The sequence below is a fragment of the Labilibaculum manganireducens genome (genome assembly GCF_963665805.2).
Classification (GTDB): domain Bacteria; phylum Bacteroidota; class Bacteroidia; order Bacteroidales; family Marinifilaceae; genus Labilibaculum; species Labilibaculum manganireducens.
The window spans coordinates 3,933,002-3,950,422 of the sequence record NZ_CAXXEE010000003.1 but is presented as its reverse complement, the minus strand read 5'-3'; the positions used below and the strand labels follow the sequence as shown (position 1 = coordinate 3,950,422).

At 34.2% G+C, this 17,421-nt stretch carries 13 protein-coding genes; 10 read left to right on the top strand and 3 right to left on the bottom strand.

The genetic code is table 11. The annotated features are described in order from the left end of the window. Positions 1-485: 485 nt before the first annotated feature. Positions 486-2,228 (top strand): BamA/TamA family outer membrane protein, encoded by a 1,743-nt coding sequence (locus tag ACHZAX_RS15245; RefSeq protein WP_320019729.1) that lies wholly within the window; start codon positions 486-488, stop codon positions 2,226-2,228. 11 nt (positions 2,229-2,239) lie between these two features. Here ACHZAX_RS15245 and ACHZAX_RS15240 read toward each other — a convergent pair whose 3' ends face one another. Beyond that, positions 2,240-2,800 carry a hypothetical protein gene (locus ACHZAX_RS15240; RefSeq protein ID WP_320019728.1) on the bottom strand — a complete coding sequence of 187 codons (561 nt, stop codon included), beginning with the start codon at positions 2,798-2,800 and terminating at the stop codon, positions 2,240-2,242. 293 nt (positions 2,801-3,093) lie between these two features. On the opposite strand from ACHZAX_RS15240, the gene ACHZAX_RS15235 reads away from it, so the two are divergent. From ACHZAX_RS15235 to ACHZAX_RS15225, 3 genes are all read left to right on the top strand, one after another. Continuing rightward, a complete protein-coding gene (locus tag ACHZAX_RS15235; protein WP_320019727.1) occupies positions 3,094-6,036 on the top strand; it encodes a PAS domain S-box protein in 2,943 nt (980 codons plus the stop codon). 306 nt (positions 6,037-6,342) lie between these two features. Then, positions 6,343-6,903 (top strand): PdaC/SigV domain-containing protein, encoded by a 561-nt coding sequence (locus tag ACHZAX_RS15230; protein ID WP_320019726.1) that lies wholly within the window; start codon positions 6,343-6,345, stop codon positions 6,901-6,903. A 228-nt stretch (positions 6,904-7,131) separates the two neighbouring features. After that, positions 7,132-7,782 carry a Rossmann-fold NAD(P)-binding domain-containing protein gene (locus ACHZAX_RS15225; protein ID WP_320019725.1) on the top strand — a complete coding sequence of 217 codons (651 nt, stop codon included), beginning with the start codon at positions 7,132-7,134 and terminating at the stop codon, positions 7,780-7,782. Positions 7,783-7,796: 14 nt separating this feature from the next. Here ACHZAX_RS15225 and ACHZAX_RS15220 read toward each other — a convergent pair whose 3' ends face one another. Next, entirely contained in the window at positions 7,797-8,555 is a 759-nt protein-coding gene (locus ACHZAX_RS15220; RefSeq protein ID WP_101308870.1) for an SDR family oxidoreductase, read from the bottom strand. 142 nt (positions 8,556-8,697) lie between these two features. Between ACHZAX_RS15220 and purL the strand changes: the two genes are divergently transcribed. The 5 genes from purL (at position 8,698) to ACHZAX_RS15195 (ending at position 14,065) form a co-directional block, all read left to right on the top strand. Beyond that, a complete protein-coding gene (gene purL, locus ACHZAX_RS15215; protein ID WP_320019724.1) occupies positions 8,698-10,854 on the top strand; it encodes a phosphoribosylformylglycinamidine synthase subunit PurL in 2,157 nt (718 codons plus the stop codon). Between the two features lie 139 nt (positions 10,855-10,993). Further along, the gene (gene ubiE / locus ACHZAX_RS15210; RefSeq protein ID WP_218973009.1) at positions 10,994-11,722 is read left to right on the top strand and encodes a bifunctional demethylmenaquinone methyltransferase/2-methoxy-6-polyprenyl-1,4-benzoquinol methylase UbiE; all 729 of its coding nucleotides are present in this window, start codon (positions 10,994-10,996) and stop codon (positions 11,720-11,722) included. A 41-nt stretch (positions 11,723-11,763) separates the two neighbouring features. Next, positions 11,764-12,468, top strand: a complete 705-nt coding sequence (porT, locus tag ACHZAX_RS15205) for a type IX secretion/gliding motility protein PorT/SprT (protein ID WP_320019723.1) — start codon at positions 11,764-11,766, stop codon at positions 12,466-12,468. Positions 12,469-12,497: 29 nt separating this feature from the next. Beyond that, positions 12,498-12,752: a hypothetical protein gene (locus ACHZAX_RS15200; protein WP_320019722.1), complete on the top strand. Its 255-nt coding sequence runs from the start codon at positions 12,498-12,500 to the stop codon at positions 12,750-12,752. Positions 12,753-12,754: 2 nt separating this feature from the next. Continuing rightward, the gene (locus tag ACHZAX_RS15195) at positions 12,755-14,065 is read left to right on the top strand and encodes an NAD(P)/FAD-dependent oxidoreductase (RefSeq protein ID WP_320019721.1); all 1,311 of its coding nucleotides are present in this window, start codon (positions 12,755-12,757) and stop codon (positions 14,063-14,065) included. Here ACHZAX_RS15195 and ACHZAX_RS15190 read toward each other — a convergent pair whose 3' ends face one another. Further along, positions 14,066-14,851 carry a TrmH family RNA methyltransferase gene (locus tag ACHZAX_RS15190; protein WP_320019720.1) on the bottom strand — a complete coding sequence of 262 codons (786 nt, stop codon included), beginning with the start codon at positions 14,849-14,851 and terminating at the stop codon, positions 14,066-14,068. Positions 14,852-14,959: 108 nt separating this feature from the next. Between ACHZAX_RS15190 and tamL the strand changes: the two genes are divergently transcribed. After that, positions 14,960-17,353, top strand: a complete 2,394-nt coding sequence (gene tamL / locus ACHZAX_RS15185; RefSeq protein WP_320019719.1) for a translocation and assembly module lipoprotein TamL — start codon at positions 14,960-14,962, stop codon at positions 17,351-17,353. Positions 17,354-17,421 lie beyond the last annotated feature (68 nt).

The window sequence follows — 17,421 nt, the reverse complement described above, 5'->3', positions numbered from 1 at the left end:
TGTTTCTCAACGGCAAAAGTATGTATTTTAAAAATATTTTGTATCGAAAAAGTGAAAAAAAATAATTTATTTATTTTTCACCTAAATAAGGCTTAACACCTGTAGGTGAGTGCTTTATGTGGTGTTGTAACGATTGCAATTGGAAAATTAAGGACAAAAAAAAATCTCATTTCGTGAGATTTTTTTTTGATTTAAACCGTTTTGCTCGTACAGCTTGTATTTGTTTTTGTATAAGCAGGACATCTTTTATCAACTGCGCATGATGTTGAAATTATTCCAAGAAGGAATAATACTGCTAATGCGTAAAGTGTTTTCTTCATAGGTAATAAAATTAAAGGTCAAGTATATTCGTTTCTAAATTCGTGAAAAGATATAAAAAAATGTTGTGAAACTACAAATTGTAAATATTTGTGTTTTGTTAAATTTATACTGTCTTTTATACCTTCTCTGTATTATTTTTGTTTGGGAAATATCGAAATTATTTAATGAAAAAACTATTTCTAAGCTTATTTATCACATCGTATTTTATTTCTTTTGGCTTTTCCCAAGAGAAATCTTTTGTGTTGAAAGTTGTTACATCCATTAATAATAGTGGGGTACAAGAGAGTGCGCATGGTAATTATGAGAAGTTTTTTGTTGAGGAAATGGCATTTAAACGACTCGAAAATAAAATTTCGAAACTAAGACAAAAAGGGTATTTGGAAGCCAGTGTCGATTCTGTTTCGGTCAATAGAGATACCATTATTGCAGTAATTCATCAAGGGGGGAAATATGAATGGGAGGAAATTATTTTTTGTGGAATTGATAATTTGGACTTATCGGCATTGGGTTTACGGTCGGTAAATAAAAGAAGAAAATTTATCAGTTTCTCTGATCTGGAAATTTTGCAGACTGAAATTTTAAATCATTTAGGCGACAACGGATATCCTTTTGCTCAGTTAAAATTATCAGAAATCAGCATTGTAAATAGAAAGGTAAGTGGAGAATGGGAGATTGAACCTCATGATTTTATTCGGTGGGACAGCATTGTAATAAAGGGAACATCTAAATTAAAACCTAAGTTTTTACAAAGATATTTGGGTATTTATCCAAATAAAACATATAAGGAAAGCAGCAGTAAATTGATTTCAGAAAAAATTGGCAATTTAGGATTTGTGAAGGAAATTAAAGCGTCAGAGATTGAATTTGAGAGAGGAAAAGCAAGACTGTATACATATCTTGAAAAGGAACCGGCCAATCAGTTTGATGGAATAATCGGTTTTCAGACAAATAAGGATAATAATAAACTGGAGTTAACGGGAGAGGTAAAGTTGGCTTTGGAAAATATATTTTCAGCGGGAGAGAGTATTCGCTTTAATTGGCAGAAATTTGCAGAAAGCAGTCAGAACTTGTCGTTAGGAATGGTTTATCCCTATTTGTTTTCTTCTGGTTTGGGGATTGATTTAGGTTTTGATATTCAAAAGAAAGATTCAGCTTATTTAAGTACTGCAATTGATTTGGGTTTTCGGTTTACTCAGTCGGGTAAAAATTTCAGCAAGCTGTTTTTTAAAAGAAATTCATCATCATTACTAACTACGAACCATTTGGCCGGCTCTTCAGTGCTTCCTGATTATGCGGATGTAAAGTCTTGTTTGTATGGATTTGCTTACCATTTTGAAAATTTGGATTATTCTTTTAATCCTAAAAAAGGATGGAACCTTAATTTTTCTATTGCCACAGGAACACACAAAACAAAAAAGAATTCCGGCATTCCAAGTGAGCTATACGATAATATCGATTTATCGGATAACTTAATTGATACAGAATGGATCTTGGAATATAACATTCCAATTCAGGAAAAAGTCAGTTTCCGCCTTAGAAATAAGAGCGGGCTTAAAGATTCAAAGAATTTGTTTCAGAATGATCTTTTTAAGCTGGGAGGTTTAAACTCCTTAAGGGGGTTTAATGAAGATTCATTTAGAGCTTCGAAATATTCTGTAATGACTGCAGAATTGAGGTTTATTCCTCAACAAAACTCAAGTTTTTACTTGTTTTGGGATGGCGGATATTACAGTAATAATTACTTAAAGGATAAAATTAATGATTATCCCTGGGGAATTGGCTTTGGGTTAAATTTTGCTTCAAAATCGGGGATTTTCACCTTAAATTATGCTGTAGGAAAACAACGTAATACAAAGATTGATTTTCAGGAAGCCAAAATCCATTTTGGATTTGTAAGTCGTTTTTAATTGGTATGTGTTTAAGCTTTGCTGTTTATTTTAACCAATAAATAATAACTAATTAAAATTGAAGCTCCGGTAATACAGGAAGCTGCAATGTTTGGCAGTTGACCTTCCATTAAAAGATTAGTTGCGAAAATAATAATCAGCGCAGTTATTATTCCAATAGGAAAGGATGTAGCGATGTATTTAAAGTTAGATTTTGAAGTTTTATTGGCTAAATTTTCAAGTTGCTCAACGTCAACTTCAAATTGTTCAATTGCCTTCGAAAAGGCATTGATTTCTTCGTTGAAAAAATCATTTTCTTCCTGAGATATAAAAAATAAGAAAGAGCCAAACTGGTAATTAGCATAAATATTGTAATCCAAACGTTCCTTTTTTACAATCTCAATTTCAACGATAGTTTTCCATTTAATAGGATTAAGGGATAGAAGATTGCCAACGATACTTCCTCTGAGAAAAGTCATTCCTTGCGCATTGGCATCAACAAGAGTATAGCCCCGGACTTCATAGAATTTTATGATATCTGAAACTAATAGTTTTTTATTTCGTTTTATATTGAAGCCAACTAGCTTTTTCATGAAGGAAAATTATGTATTTCAAATGTATTAAAAAAAAAGAAATACGCCAATTTTGTCAAGTTAAATAGGTGTTGTGACAACATATTGTTCTCTAGAGCAATAACATTTTCGTGTTTTTTTTTATGCTGTAATTGAATAATTTGTAAAGGTATTAGTTATTGTTTAGGAGTGCTGTGCAATAATAGATGATGATCCGGGAATGAGTGAAAAAAAGTTGTGTTTTTTATAACTCAAACTTCAAAACCAGAGTATAAGCATTGTGTTCTGCCATTTTACTAATGTAAACTTTCACTATGCTGAAGAATGTTAACTCTCTCGATTGCCCTGTAAATTCATTGATTGATAGTGTTTTGAATTGTTTTTTAGAGGTTCCTATTCCTGAAAATATGGATTCTCTTTTGGATGGTTTTTCGTCCTTAAGTGGATGTCCTTGTTTGTTTATCGACTTTAAGAATCGATATGTTCATAGTAACAACAGTAAGGCAATTACACTTTTGGATAGTGAACTGACCCGGAATAGTAATAATCTTTTTGCTGATATACAAAAAATAAAATCAGTAAGAGAAGATGAGAGTGTTGAGTTTGTTTATGGGAAACATGCCAGAGGCGTTTTTGTGCCTGTTAAAGTTAAAAAGGTGGTTTTAGGGTATTTTGCTTATGGTCAGTTTATTGAAAAAACAGATCCTTTGGCTTTAAAAATAGAAAAAGGAATTCCGCTCACAAATGAAGAAAAAGAAGATGCGAAGCTTCTAAAAATATTATCAAGAGAAGAAATTGAAGCGAATATTTACAAATCAATTCGTTTTGTAAAAGGAATTTCTTCACAATTCGAAATGAATTATGATTTAAAGAATGAAATCAGAAAGAATCAGGAAACAGCAAATCAACTTCGGGTTCAAAAAACGTTCTTTGAAAATTTATTTGAGAACTCTCCGGAGTCAATCGTTATTTTAGATAATGAAGATAAGGTAATTCAGGCAAATCAGGAATTTCTTCGTTTGTTTGAGTATACACAGGAGGAGATTATATCCCAAAAGATAAATGATCTGATTGTTCCTGAAAGGTATAAAGACGAAGGAGCCAGTGCTACAAAAGATGCTTCTGTTGGGCAACTGGTTGACATGACAACTATTCGTCAAACCAAAACAGGAAAGCAGATTCATGTACAGGTAATGGGAAAACCTATTGTTTTGGATAACGATCAGCTTGCTGTTTATGGAATTTACCGAAATTTGACTCAACAGGTTTGGAATCAAAAAAGCCAGCAGATCATCTATCATATCTCAGAAATTCTGAATTCTTCTATGAATTCTGTAGAGATGATTAGTAAAATAGGAGAAGAATTAGTGCAGATTGTTGGAGCAGGAAGATTATTTCTGGAACTGATTGCCTCTAACAGGCGGTCTCTGAACTCTTTTACTGAAAATGATGAAGCCTTTAAAACTATTCGTTATTCAGAGTCGTTAAGCAGTGCTGTAATTCGAGAAAAAAGAATGCTTTATTTGAATGATAATCAAATAAATGATGCAATTATTTCAAATAGACTATCTTTAGAAATAACTCCAAAGAGTTGGCTAGGTATTCCTCTTATTGCTGAGGAGAGGATGTTAGGTGTTTTTGGAGTTGTTGGTTTTGTTGAAGATTCAGAAATGAATTCGGAGAGCATAAAATTACTTGAATTTCTTTCGGTTCAGCTAGCTGCAGGAGTAATAAAAAAAACAAAGGATAGCAAATTAAGGATACTGCAACGCTCCATGCAGCAGAGTCCTGCATCTATTGTTATTACTGATTTAAAAGGGGACATAGAATATGTTAATCCAAAGTTTTGTGATATTACAGGTTACAGTTTGAAAGAAGTAATAGGCAGAAATCCCAGAATTCTTAAGTCGGGTATTACTCCTGATAAAACGTATAAAGATTTGTGGAATAGTGTTTTGTCTGGTGATGAGTGGCAGGGTGAATTTTTGAATGTAAAAAAAAATAAAGAATTGTTTTGGGAAAGAGCCAATCTTTCTGCCATAAAAGATGAATTTGGTACAATCACTCATATTGTTGCAGTAAAAGAGGATATTACGGATGCGAAACATTTTGAGAAGGAGTTGCTTGAATCAAAAAATAAAGCTGAAGAATCAGATCGGCTAAAATCTGTATTTTTAGCAAATATGTCTCATGAATTAAGAACTCCGCTAAATGCTGTGATCGGATTTTCCAATTTATGTGATGATTCATTATCAATGACTGAAATTCTTGAATTTGTCGGTTTAATAAATAAGAGTGGCAATCAACTTTTAGGCATTATAGAAGATATTTTAAGCTTTACTTCTATAGAAAGTGAAGCTTTTCAAATTAACGAAGAAGAATTTTTCATGTTCAATTTTATTGAGGATGTTAAGAAAATTTCTAAGGAAAAACGAGTTCAGGAGAATAAAGAGCGTTTGGGATTACAATTTAAAAAAGATGAGAATTTTTCCAGAGTATTGGTTAAATCGGATTATCAGAGATTGTTGCAGGTTGTAACTAATTTAATAAAGAATGCCTTTAAATTCACAAACGAAGGATATGTTGAGTTTGGATATAAGGTTGAAGGTGAGGAATTATGTATATATGTAAAGGATAGTGGCGTTGGAATTAATGAAGATAAAAAAAATGTGATTTTTGATCGGTTTAGACAAGCTGATGATTCCATCACGAGAACTTTTGGAGGAACTGGTCTGGGATTAGCTATTTGCAAAAAAACAATGGATATGTTAGGCGGTTCAATAGAGGTCGAATCGGAGCCTAATGTAGGATCAGTTTTTACTTTAAGATTAAATTGTGTAATTTCTAAAACCGATACTAAGAAAGAATTTAATAATACAAATGGTATGCAAACATCAAATTCACCATTAATATTAGTTGCCGAAGATGAAATTTCGAATTTCAAACTAATAGAAGCCATATTAAAACGAAATAGTTATGAGGTTGTAAGAGCCGAGAATGGAGAAGAAGCTGTTGAAATATGCAGGCAAAATCCTAATATCTGTTTGGTGCTGATGGATATACGAATGCCTGTAATGGATGGACTAATTGCTACCAAAAAAATTAAGGGCTTTAGTCCTAGCCTGCCAATAATTGCACAAACAGCTTATGCTATGGACGGCGACGAAAATAAAGCAATAGAGGAAGGTTGTGATGATTATATTTCAAAGCCAATAAGAAAAGAGCTTTTGCTGGAAAAAATAAAAGCATTGATTTAGTTCTTTAGAGTTGCTTTGAATTGAAAAACCGTCAAGAGAGACGGTTTTTCTTTTTTTAATACCTTTTAGGAACAATTATTCATGTTGCGTAAGATGATGAAATTGAGCTGTGTTTTTGTTTTTAGGATAAAAGGTGTACCTTAATTATATGAATTGAATAGTTGGGATTTGAGAAAAAGAGGGAACCTGTTATTTGCATTGTTGATACTTATATGTGTCATTGAGATTCATTCCTGTAGAAATGATCTTAGTCTTATTGTGCATGAAAGGAAAATCTCCAAGAGAATAAAAGACGGACTATTTAATGTGAAATATCCAGAATTAAAATACAGCGGCACTAATTCCCGGAAGGTATGCGATTCAATTAATTCAAATATTAAGAGTTTTGTAAATTCACTTGTGAAAGAAATGGATTGCAATGAGAATTGTGAGTTTAAATTAGAGCGAAAATCTTGTGGCAGGGAATTAAAAATTGACTACAATCTGGATGTTTTTGACAAAGATTATATAAGTGCCCGATTTACAATTTACTCCTACCAAGGTGGAGCTCATGGCCGAACTTATTACAAGTGTTTTAATTTTAGTGTGCAGCGAGCAGAACAATTAAAATTAAACGATTTATTGTATTTAAAACAGAAGAAGGAATTACAAGTGTTAAATAAATTGCTGGTTAAATATTTTGAGAATCCCGATCAGTGTTTTAGTGAAATTCCTTCTGTTACACCTGATTTCGAATTTTTCTCATATCAGAATGATGGTTTTATATTTTCTTTTTCAGATAGCTCACTAGGAGATTATGTGTGTGGACCTGCAGAGATTAAAATTCCTTTATGGGAGTTGAAACAGAACGGATTATTGAGATTATAGCCACTGAAAAAACATTTTATGAATGTCCATGCATAAAGTATTTTACAAACAGGAAGATGACTATTCCAGCATGGTAATCCCGACTTTCGGGATCATATGGACATAAAATAAACAGATGAAACGAGCCATGAGAAGACTTTTCTCACACACGAGGATGACTAAGCTGGCGAGTTCTCCCGAAACAAGTTCGGTACAGGCTATATGGCAATAAAAAACAAATTCAGACAAATGAAAGCACTCGTCATTGGAGGATCGGGTTTTACAGGAAGGAAATTAATTGAACTTCTGGTAAAGGACAGCGATTATACTCAGGTTTGTGCATTGGTACGAAGTGAGATTGACCTTGTTGATGAAAAATTTATCCAAATTAAGGTAGATTTTGAAGCTCTTTCATCTGGAAATATTCCTGAGTGCTGCGATATTGCTTTCTGTTGTTTTGGAACAACCATTCGAAAAGCTCAATCGAAGGATAATTTTCGAAAAGTAGACTTTGAGTACATTACGCATTTTGCAAAACTTTGTGAGATGCATTGCATAAAAGAGTTTCATTTAGTAAGTGCAATATGGGCAAGCCCTCAATCCATTTTCTTTTATCAAAAGGTGAAGGGGGAGCTTGAATGTTTTATTAATTCACTGAATTTCGAAACAGTAGTTATTTATCGTCCATCAGTGATTTACGGAAATAGAAAAGAATTTCGGCCTTTCGAAGCATTTGCTGCATGGATCAGCCGAAATTTGAATTTTCTTTTTGTAGGTAAATTGAAAAGAATTGCAGCCGTTACCGGAGATCAGCTGGCGAAGACAATTCATCAAAATTCTAAAAAAAATATTTTAGGCAGGTGGATTATTGAATCTGAAGAAATATCCAAAACCCAATAATAAACCTGTATTCTCTAGGCTCTGTTAACATCTCTTGCAGAGGCCTGGTTAGCAGGCATTATCAAAATATCATTGATGTTGACGTGAGCTGGTCTGGTGGCAATAAACTCAACTGTTTCGGCAATATCTTCGGCATAAAGAGGTGTAAATCCATTATATACCTGTTCTGCTTTTTCCGAATCACCTTTAAACCGCACCAGTGAAAACTCTGTTTCAACCATTCCCGGAGCAATAGAAGAAACCTTAATATTGTGAGGCAGTAAATCAATTCTCATTCCTTTTGTGATGGCATCAACCGCATGTTTTGTCGCGCAATACACATTTCCACCCGGGTAAACTTCTTTTCCAGCTATTGAAGTAATGTTAATAATTTGTCCTTTTTTTCTCTCAATCATTAAAGGGCTAATTGTTCTTGTTACGTATAGAAGGCCTTTTAAATTGGTATCAATCATTCTTTCCCAATCGTCAATTATTCCTTCCTGAACAGGAGATACACCAACCGCTAATCCTGCATTGTTTAACAGCAAATCAATTTTAATCCATTCCTTAGGCAGAGAGTTTATTTTTGATTCAACTTCTTTTTGATTTCTTACATCCAATTCAATTGCTAAAATCTTTACATGGTAATCTGCAATTATTTCTTGTTTTAATTTTTCCAGATTTTCTTTTCGTCGTCCCGAAATAATTAAGTCAAATCCTATTTTGGCTAATTTTTTAGCACAAGCTTCGCCAATGCCTGCAGTCGCTCCTGTTATAAATGCAATTTTGTTCATTGTATTTGAAAATTTATTCAGATTTCACTTCAGAATATCTTATGATTTTTATCGAGGTAGTAAAGTTAAAAACTACTGGGATTATTCGTGTTACTATCTTATTTTTTTTAATTTTAAATATTATCACCTAAACTCTTTCACCATGATAAATCAGGACGTTTCGATACAATTAGCAGAAGATTTGGGAATTAACCAAGAGGGATTTGAAAGGATTTCTAAAAATCTTGGACGACTACCTAATTTATTGGAATTACAGATTTATTCTGTAATGTGGTCCGAAAATGTTTCTTACAAGAGTTCTTTTAATTGGATAAATTCATTACCAAATACAGGAGCAAATATTATCTCCGGAGCTCGCCAGTCCAATGCCGGGGTTGTTGATATTGGAAACGGGGAATATTGTGTTTTTAAAATGGGAACACACAATCATCCCAGTGGAATAGATCCTTATCAAGGAGCAGCAACCTGTGTAGGTGATGTTTGTCGTGATATCGTATCCGTTGGGGCAAAACCGATAGTTATTTTAAATTCACTGCGTTTTGGTGAAGCTTCTTTGGATCGAACCAAATGGTTAATGGATGAGGTGGTGAAGGGTATTCGTGATTATTCCTCCGTTCTTTATATGGAAAAAATGGGAGGAGAGGTTTGTTTTAATTCCTGCTATGATACAAATCCTCTTGTTAATATTCTGGTTGCTGGAATTGTTCCAAAGGAAAAATTACTGCTTAACAGGAAAATGATTCCGGGCCAGTTGATTCTGATTGTTGGTAATTCGACTGGTGCAGAAGGCGTTTTTGGTCAGGATGAAAATTTCACAATCCCAAAAGGGAATCCCGATATTGGAAGTGTATTAATTGACAGTATTCTTAAACTGAATGATGAAAATGCAATTGTTCGTATCGAGAATTTAGATATGGCCGGCATCGTTAATGCTGTAGCGTCTATAAGTGTACATGCAAAACATGGTGTAGATATTGATCTAAATCAAATACCTCTTAATCAGCCAGGATTAGGTTTGGAACAAGTTCTTTTATCAAGAACGCAAGAAAGAATGATGCTGGTTATTGATAAAGATAAGCAGGATTTAGTTTTTAGTGTATTTGAGAAAGCCAGGATTCCATGTGGTAAAATAGGAGAAATAACTGATGATAAAACGATTCGATTTACTGAGGCTTCAAATGTAGTGGCGGAATTAAATGCACATGATTTAGTGATGGGATATGGCGCTCCTCAATCAAATAGAAAGCATCATCCTATCCTCAAAGAAAAAGATGTTGATTTTTTAGAGATTGTTCCTGAACCTGATAATTACTGGAAGGTGATTAATCAAATGGTCAATAATCCAAATTTGATAATTAAGGAGTCTTTACAACTTGATTTTGAAGAGGAAACAAACCAGTCGCCTTCCGATGCTCAGATATCAATGAAGAATTCAAATGGTAAAGCTCTTTGTTTTACAGTATCAGGTAATTCAGTTTATTCATTCAATAATCCAAATTTGGGTGCGCAAATTAATATTGCCAGAGCAGTTCGACGTATTGTTTGTTCGGGGGGAAAGCCTTTGGCACTTAACGATTGTTTGAATTTTGGCAGCCCTTTAGAAGAAAATGTTTTTTCACAATTTGTGGAAACCATTAAAGGAATTTCCAATGCCAGCGAATTTTTCGACACTCCGGTTGTCGGAGGAAATGTGAGTTTTTATAATGAAAGCTCGGTGCTTGGAAAACGGGTTGCCATAAATCCAACCCCAATAATTGGTATGCTTGGTGTTATTAGCCCGAAGACGAATCACATGTCGTATATGTACAGAAATAAGGGTGATGTGATTTTTTTGGTTGGGGAATCCCGAAATGATATTTCAGGTTCTGAATACTTGTGCTCAATTCATAAGAAGTGTAATGTTGGTGTTCCTTACTTCAATCTTGATGAAGAGAAAGCTATTAATAGGACTGTTGCCAATTTAATTGAGAAGAAATTGATTAGCTCTGCTCATTCCGTTGAAAGAGGTGGCCTTTTCTTTAATTTAATAGAATCATCTATGCCATTAGGATTTGGTTTTGATATTACCTCTCCTGCTGAAATACGTCAGGATGCATTCTTGTTTGGGGAAGCCCAAGGGCGGGTGGTCGTTTCAGTTTCTATGGAAAACGAAGATCGTTTTGTGGACATGATGATGGAAAGTGGAGTTCGGTTTTCTACTTTGGGTCATGTTACCAAGGGGGAGTTAAGAATTGATGATATTTCATATGGTTCCATTGACGAATATAAAAAAGGATATCAACAAAAAGCAATTAAGTGAGTTTTTAGAACAATATGAGTGTTTAACTTTTTAACAAAGAATCAAGTAATGGTTCTTTGTTTTTCATTCACTATATTTGTGCCTTTATAATTAAATTGGTCTGCGGACTGTACATTTTAATCATTAGATTTTTTTATTCGTGGTAAATCCCTATAAAGATTTAGATAAAAGCAAAAAAGATCAGGTTGCCCTGATGTTTAATAATATTGCAAGGAAATATGATTTTTTGAATCATTTTTTATCCATGGGAATTGATAAGCTTTGGAGAAGGAAAGCTGTTAAATTATTACAATCCATTCAACCCAGGCAACTTTTGGATATTGCAACAGGAACGGGCGATTTTGCCTTGGCTTGTTTGAAATTAAATCCTGATAAAGTGACAGGAATTGATATTTCAACTGAAATGCTTGCGGTAGGCCGGGAGAAGATTGCCAAGAAAAATCTTCAGGATAAAATAGAATTATTTGAAGGAGATTCAGAAAATATTAAGTTTGATGATAACTCATTCGATGCAATAACTGTAGCTTTTGGTGTTCGTAATTTCGAGAATTTAGAAAAAGGATTACAAGAAATGAATCGTGTTGTGCGTCCGGGAGGAAAAGTGGTTGTTCTTGAATTTTCAAAACCTAAAAATTTTCCGGTAAAACAATTTTACAATTTTTACTTTTTTAATATACTTCCTTTCTGGGGTAAAATGGTTTCTAAGGACAGTTCAGCATATACCTACTTACCGGAATCTGTAGGAGCTTTTCCTGATGGAGAGAATTTTCTGGAAATATATAAATCCTGTGGTTTTGTTGATGTTGAGCAAATAAAGTTGAGTTTTGGAATTGCCTCTATTTACATTGGAACCAAACCAGTACAATAAAAGAGTATTTTGTAGGTTTATACTTAAAAGCATTCCGAAATTTGAAAAGAATACTATTTATACTGTTGTTATTGCTTAGCTTTTTATCCTGTTTTTCACAGAGAGGATATAAAGCCGAGAGCATTTTAAACTATCAAAAAATAGATCAGAAATGGTTGCATTTTGGGTTTACTTTGGGTGTGAACAGCATGGATTTTGCGATATATAATTCCGGGAAAGGTGATGCCCGTGCAGAACAGGTTGTTTTCTCTCCGGGCTTTACGGTTGGAATTGTTTCTGATTTGCGTTTGCACGAAGATTGGTCTCTGCGATTTTTGCCTGGCTTGGAATTTGGACAGCGAACCATAAGATATTCTAATCTGGATGTGGAAGAGGTTAATGTTGAATCTGTATTAGTAAATCTTCCTTTATTGCTAAAATACAGAGCCAGACGACTGAATAATTATCGTCCTTATTTAATTGGAGGTGCAAGTTTTAAAATTGATGTGCAATCGCAGGATGCTTTAGATCCGGAAAACGATATGCTGGTGAGGCTCAAAAACACAGATATGTATTTAGAGTTGGGAGCGGGGATCGATTTTTATTTATCCTATTTTAAGCTTGCGACTGAATTGAAATTTGCAATCGGATTAAAGGATATTATGAATCATGAATATGATATCGATAATCCGGGATATGAAGCTTACACCGATGCTTTTAGGAAAGTGAATTCTAAAATCATTACTCTTTCCTTTCATTTCGAATAGGGATTTTCATCTCATAATATTTTCTTAGAATGATTACCGAATTAGATATAGTATTAAGTCCGAAGGATGCTTCAGACAAAAAATATTACCTACCTATTTTAGCTAAAAAATTAGGTGTGAATGTTTCGCAGATTCATGGAATAAAAATTCTGAGAAAATCGATTGACGCACGTCGGAGAAACATTTTAGTTAATCTTCGGTTTCGTGTTGCCTGTGGGGAAGAATTCCTCAATCCGAAGAATTTGCATTCGATTATTCTAATGTTGCAGGTGAAAAGAAAGTGATTGTGGTTGGTGCAGGACCCGCAGGTTTGTTTGCCGCTCTTCGATTAATTGAACTGGGATATCAGCCAATTGTTTTGGAAAGAGGCAAAAGTGTTGAGGACAGAAAGAAAGATTTGGGAGAATTACATCGGACTCGAAATGTAAATCCGGACTCTAATTATAGTTTTGGCGAAGGAGGAGCAGGAACATTCTCCGACGGTAAATTGTATACTCGCTCCAAGAAGCGTGGAGATCTTAAGAAAATTTTGAACGTTTTACATTTTCATGGTGCTCAGGATGACATTTTATTTGATGCACATCCACACATTGGTACTGATGTTCTGCCAAAGGTAATTGTTCGAATACGTGAAAATATTCTAAAAGCTGGTGGACAGGTACATTTTTCAACGAAGGTGGTCGATTATGTTTTGGAAGGCGATCGAATTTGTGGTGTTATTACTGAAAGTGGTGAGGAAATTGTTGGAGAGGGAGTAATACTGGCAACAGGCCATTCTGCCCGTGATGTATATCGAAAGCTCCACAAACGGGGAATTGAGTTAGAGGCTAAATCATTTGCAATGGGCGTTCGAATTGAGCATTCGCAAGAGTTGATTGATCAAATTCAATATCACAATCCTGCAGGGCGGGGTGATTATCTTCCTGCAGCAAGTTACAGTTTTGTCCATCAGGTGGAAGACCGGGGTGTGTACTCATTTTGCATGTGTCCGGGAGGCGTAATTGTTCCTGCTGCAACAGGAGACAGACAACAGGTTGTAAACGGAATGTCTTCTTCGAATAGAAATACAGCTTTTGCAAATTCGGGTATGGCTGTTGAAATTCGCACTCAGGATTTGAAAGAGTATCAGCAATATGGTGCTTTGGCGGGTTTGTATTTTCAGGAAGAATTGGAAGAAAGAGCATTTGTTGAAGGTGGCGAAAATTTAACCGCTCCTGCTCAGCGAATGAACGATTTTGTGAATGGGAAAAAGAGTAGTTCTTTACCCAAAACGTCTTATCAACCTGGAATTGTATCTTCTCCCATGCATGAGTGGTTGCCGGAGCATATTCGATTCCGGTTGCAGGAGGGATTTAAAGTGTTTGGGCAAAAGTCCAAAGGTTTTCTGACTAATGAGGCCGTAATTTTGGGTGTAGAGTCAAGAACATCATCACCTGTGCGAATTCCCAGAGAAAGAGAAAGTTTTCAGCACATCCGAATTGAAGGCTTGTTTCCTTGTGGCGAAGGTGCTGGTTATGCCGGAGGAATCGTATCTGCAGCAATGGACGGAGAGCAATGTGCCGATGCATTCGACAGATATCAAAATCCGAATAAATAACTAGAATTCTTGTCTCCTGAATTCTGAACAAATAATAGAGGCCGCAACTGATACGTTAAGAGACTCTGAAGTGGCTTGTCCATTTGGGAAATCAGGAATGTAGAGTTTGTTGGTTACTAACTTTTGAATCGTTTCAGAAACACCTTTTCCTTCATTTCCCATAATGATAAATCCCTTTTTCTGAAGTTGACAATTGTAGATGATTTCTCCTTCAAGAAAGGTACCGTAAACAGGGAAATCAGGTGTTTTATATTTCAAAATTAATTTTTCAAGATCTGTATAGATGATATTTACATTTGAAATGGCTCCCATGGTAGCTTGAATCACTTTTGAATTGTAAAGATCGACGGTGTTGCGAGAACAGAATATGTGCTTTATACCAAACCAGTCGGCTATTCTTATTATGGTACCCAAATTTCCGGGATCCTGAACATCATCAAGAACCAAAGACAATGAATCCTGAATGACTGTTTCGTTTATAAGTTGAGATGGGATTTTAAAAACAGCAACTACCGTTGATGGAGTTTTTAAAGAGCTGATTTTTTTTATTTGAGTCGCATCTGTTTCAATGCGATTGTTGATTTTTGCTTTGTTGATTTTTGCTTTGTTGTAAATAGAATTACATTCTTTCCATTCTTTGGTGTAAATAAGAAATTCAACTTCGGTTTTCGCCTCAACAAGATCTGATACTAATTTATTTCCTTCTGCTACGAAAAGCTGATGCTGATCCCTGTATTTTTTCTGTTGAAGGCTGGTTATCAGTTTGATTTGATTTTTGGATAGCACGGTTTTTATTTTGAAAAATTATCATTTAAAGGCTGTTAAAGCCAAGAATATATCATTGAAGTTAAGTATCTTTGTCGTATTTTAAACCGAATAATACTGTTATTATATTTGAAATCATACGAGAAATACAAAAGTAGTTATAATTTCCCTATTTTATTTTTTTTGGCAGGCCTGCTTTTATTATTAGGTGCTTGTTCTACTACAAAATATGTTGGTGAAGGTGAATATCTATTGAATAAGGTTGTTGTTAATTCTGACGATAAGTCTATTCCAGCAAATGAATTAAAGCGCAATGTAAAGCAAACTCCTAATTTAAAGATTTTAGGTGTTTGGAAATTCCACTTGGGGTTATATAATTTATCCGGTAAGGATAAAGAGAAAGGATTTAACAAATGGTTAAGAAGAATTGGTGAGGAACCGGTTATTTATGAGGATTTTCAAACAAAGCGGTCTCTGCGGCAATTGGAGATTTATTTGCAGAAAAAAGGCTACTTCAATGCCGAAGTTAGGGATTCTGTAAGCTTTAAAAGAAAAAAAGCTAAAGTATATTACTTTATAAAATCAAAAGAACCTTATCGTTATCGGAATGTTTATCGGGAAATAAACGAACTTCCTTATAATTTTCTTTCCCCTTTTCAGGAGAAGGGAGAGATGTCTGATTCCACTCTAATTCGTAAATATATTGTTTCCGATAAAAGTAATTCAGATGTTCGGTTAGGAGATAAAGTGGATTCTGACGTTTTGAATAAGGAGAGGATCAGGATTTCAAAATTGTTAAAGAATCAAGGGTACTTTAATTTTTCCAGAGAGTACATTCATTTTATTATGGATAGTACTAATAAAGCCAGCAAAATGGATGTTTTTGTTGGGGTTAAAACACCTGAAGATAGTAAAGCCGTTAAAAAATACAGAATCAACAAAGTATCAATATTTACCGAGTACGATCCTAAGTTGATGTTGATGAATGATGAGAAGTATTTAATGGATTTGGATACCATTCAATATGAGGGAGTTGATTTTATTTATAGGAAAAAGATTAAAATTAAGCCGGACGTAATCTTATCTTCTATATTGATTCGTAAAAATGAACTCTACAATCTAAAATCAGTAGAACAAACATACAGCCGCCTGCAATCTTTAGGTCAGTTTAAGTTTCTAAATGTGAAATTTGAAGAAAATTTAGAATCTAATGACGAGGAATTTGGCAGTTTAAATTGCATTATTCAATTAACTCCTCACGATCAGCAGTCTTACTCCATCGAATTTGAAGGAACTAATTCATCCGGGAATATTGGATTTGCTGGAAATTTAAATTACCAGCACAAAAATTTATTTGGTGGGGCAGAAATTTTTGATCTGCAATTTTCAACAGCGAAGGAAACCTTAAAATCTAATGAGCAAACAAATTTTAGTTCGTCGGAATACGGAGTTGAATCAAAACTGAGCATTCCGAAATTTTTATTGCCTTTGTTAACTGCCGAGAAATTCAGAAAATCTTACAATCCTAAAACAGTATTTTCTTTGTCGTATAATTTTCAGGAACGACCTGATTATACCCGAACTATTGCCGATGCTAGTTTTGGTTATGTCTGGAAGTCTTCAAAATACTTACAACACACACTTAATCTGGTAGAGTTGAATTTTGTTGACGTTAAAAACTTAAGTGAAGATTTTCTGGGATCAATAAGTAATTTATACATTAAAAATTCATTTACAGATCACGTAATTACTACCAGTAGGTATTCATTGATATATAATGATCAGAACATTAATATGCCTGGGGATTATAATTACCTCAGATTTAATTTTGAGTCGGCAGGAAATAGCCTTAAAGCTATTAATAGGTTGATTGGGAAAACTGAAAGAAATGACTACAACGATTCGGGGAATATAGAAGGTACCTATTATGATTTTATTGGAATTCGATTTGCCCAGTATTTAAAGAGTGATATTGAATATCGGTTTAGTCATCACATCAATAAAGCTAATACAATGGTTTATCGGGTTTTTCTTGGGGCGGGTTTGCCTTATGGAAACTTAGAGGTATTACCATTTGAGAAGAGTTATTTTTCAGGTGGAGCAAATGGTATAAGAGCTTGGCAAGTACGTTCATTAGGTCCGGGCTCATATTCTTCAGATGATGCAGCAATTTATCCAAACAATTCGGCAGATTTAAAACTTGAAGCCAATTTGGAATATCGTTTTAAATTATTCTGGGTTTTGGAAGGAGCCCTATTTGTAGATGCCGGTAATATTTGGGCAATCTCGAAAAAAGATGATCGTGTTGGAGCTGATTTTAAATTTGACAGGTTTTATAAAGAAATTGCCTTAGGAACAGGCTTTGGAACTCGTGTTGATTTGAATTTTATTCTTTTCCGTATTGATTTAGGTTTAAAATTACACGATCCTTCTTTAGGAGTTGGGGAAAGGTGGATTATTGCTCACCGTCCGTTTAAATTTAGTCAACTTACCTTTAATATTGGAATTGGATATCCTTTTTAAATCGCATTCGTTTGCGTAATTTTCTTATATCCAAAACAGTGCAAAATCTATAATTTCTTTTTAACTTC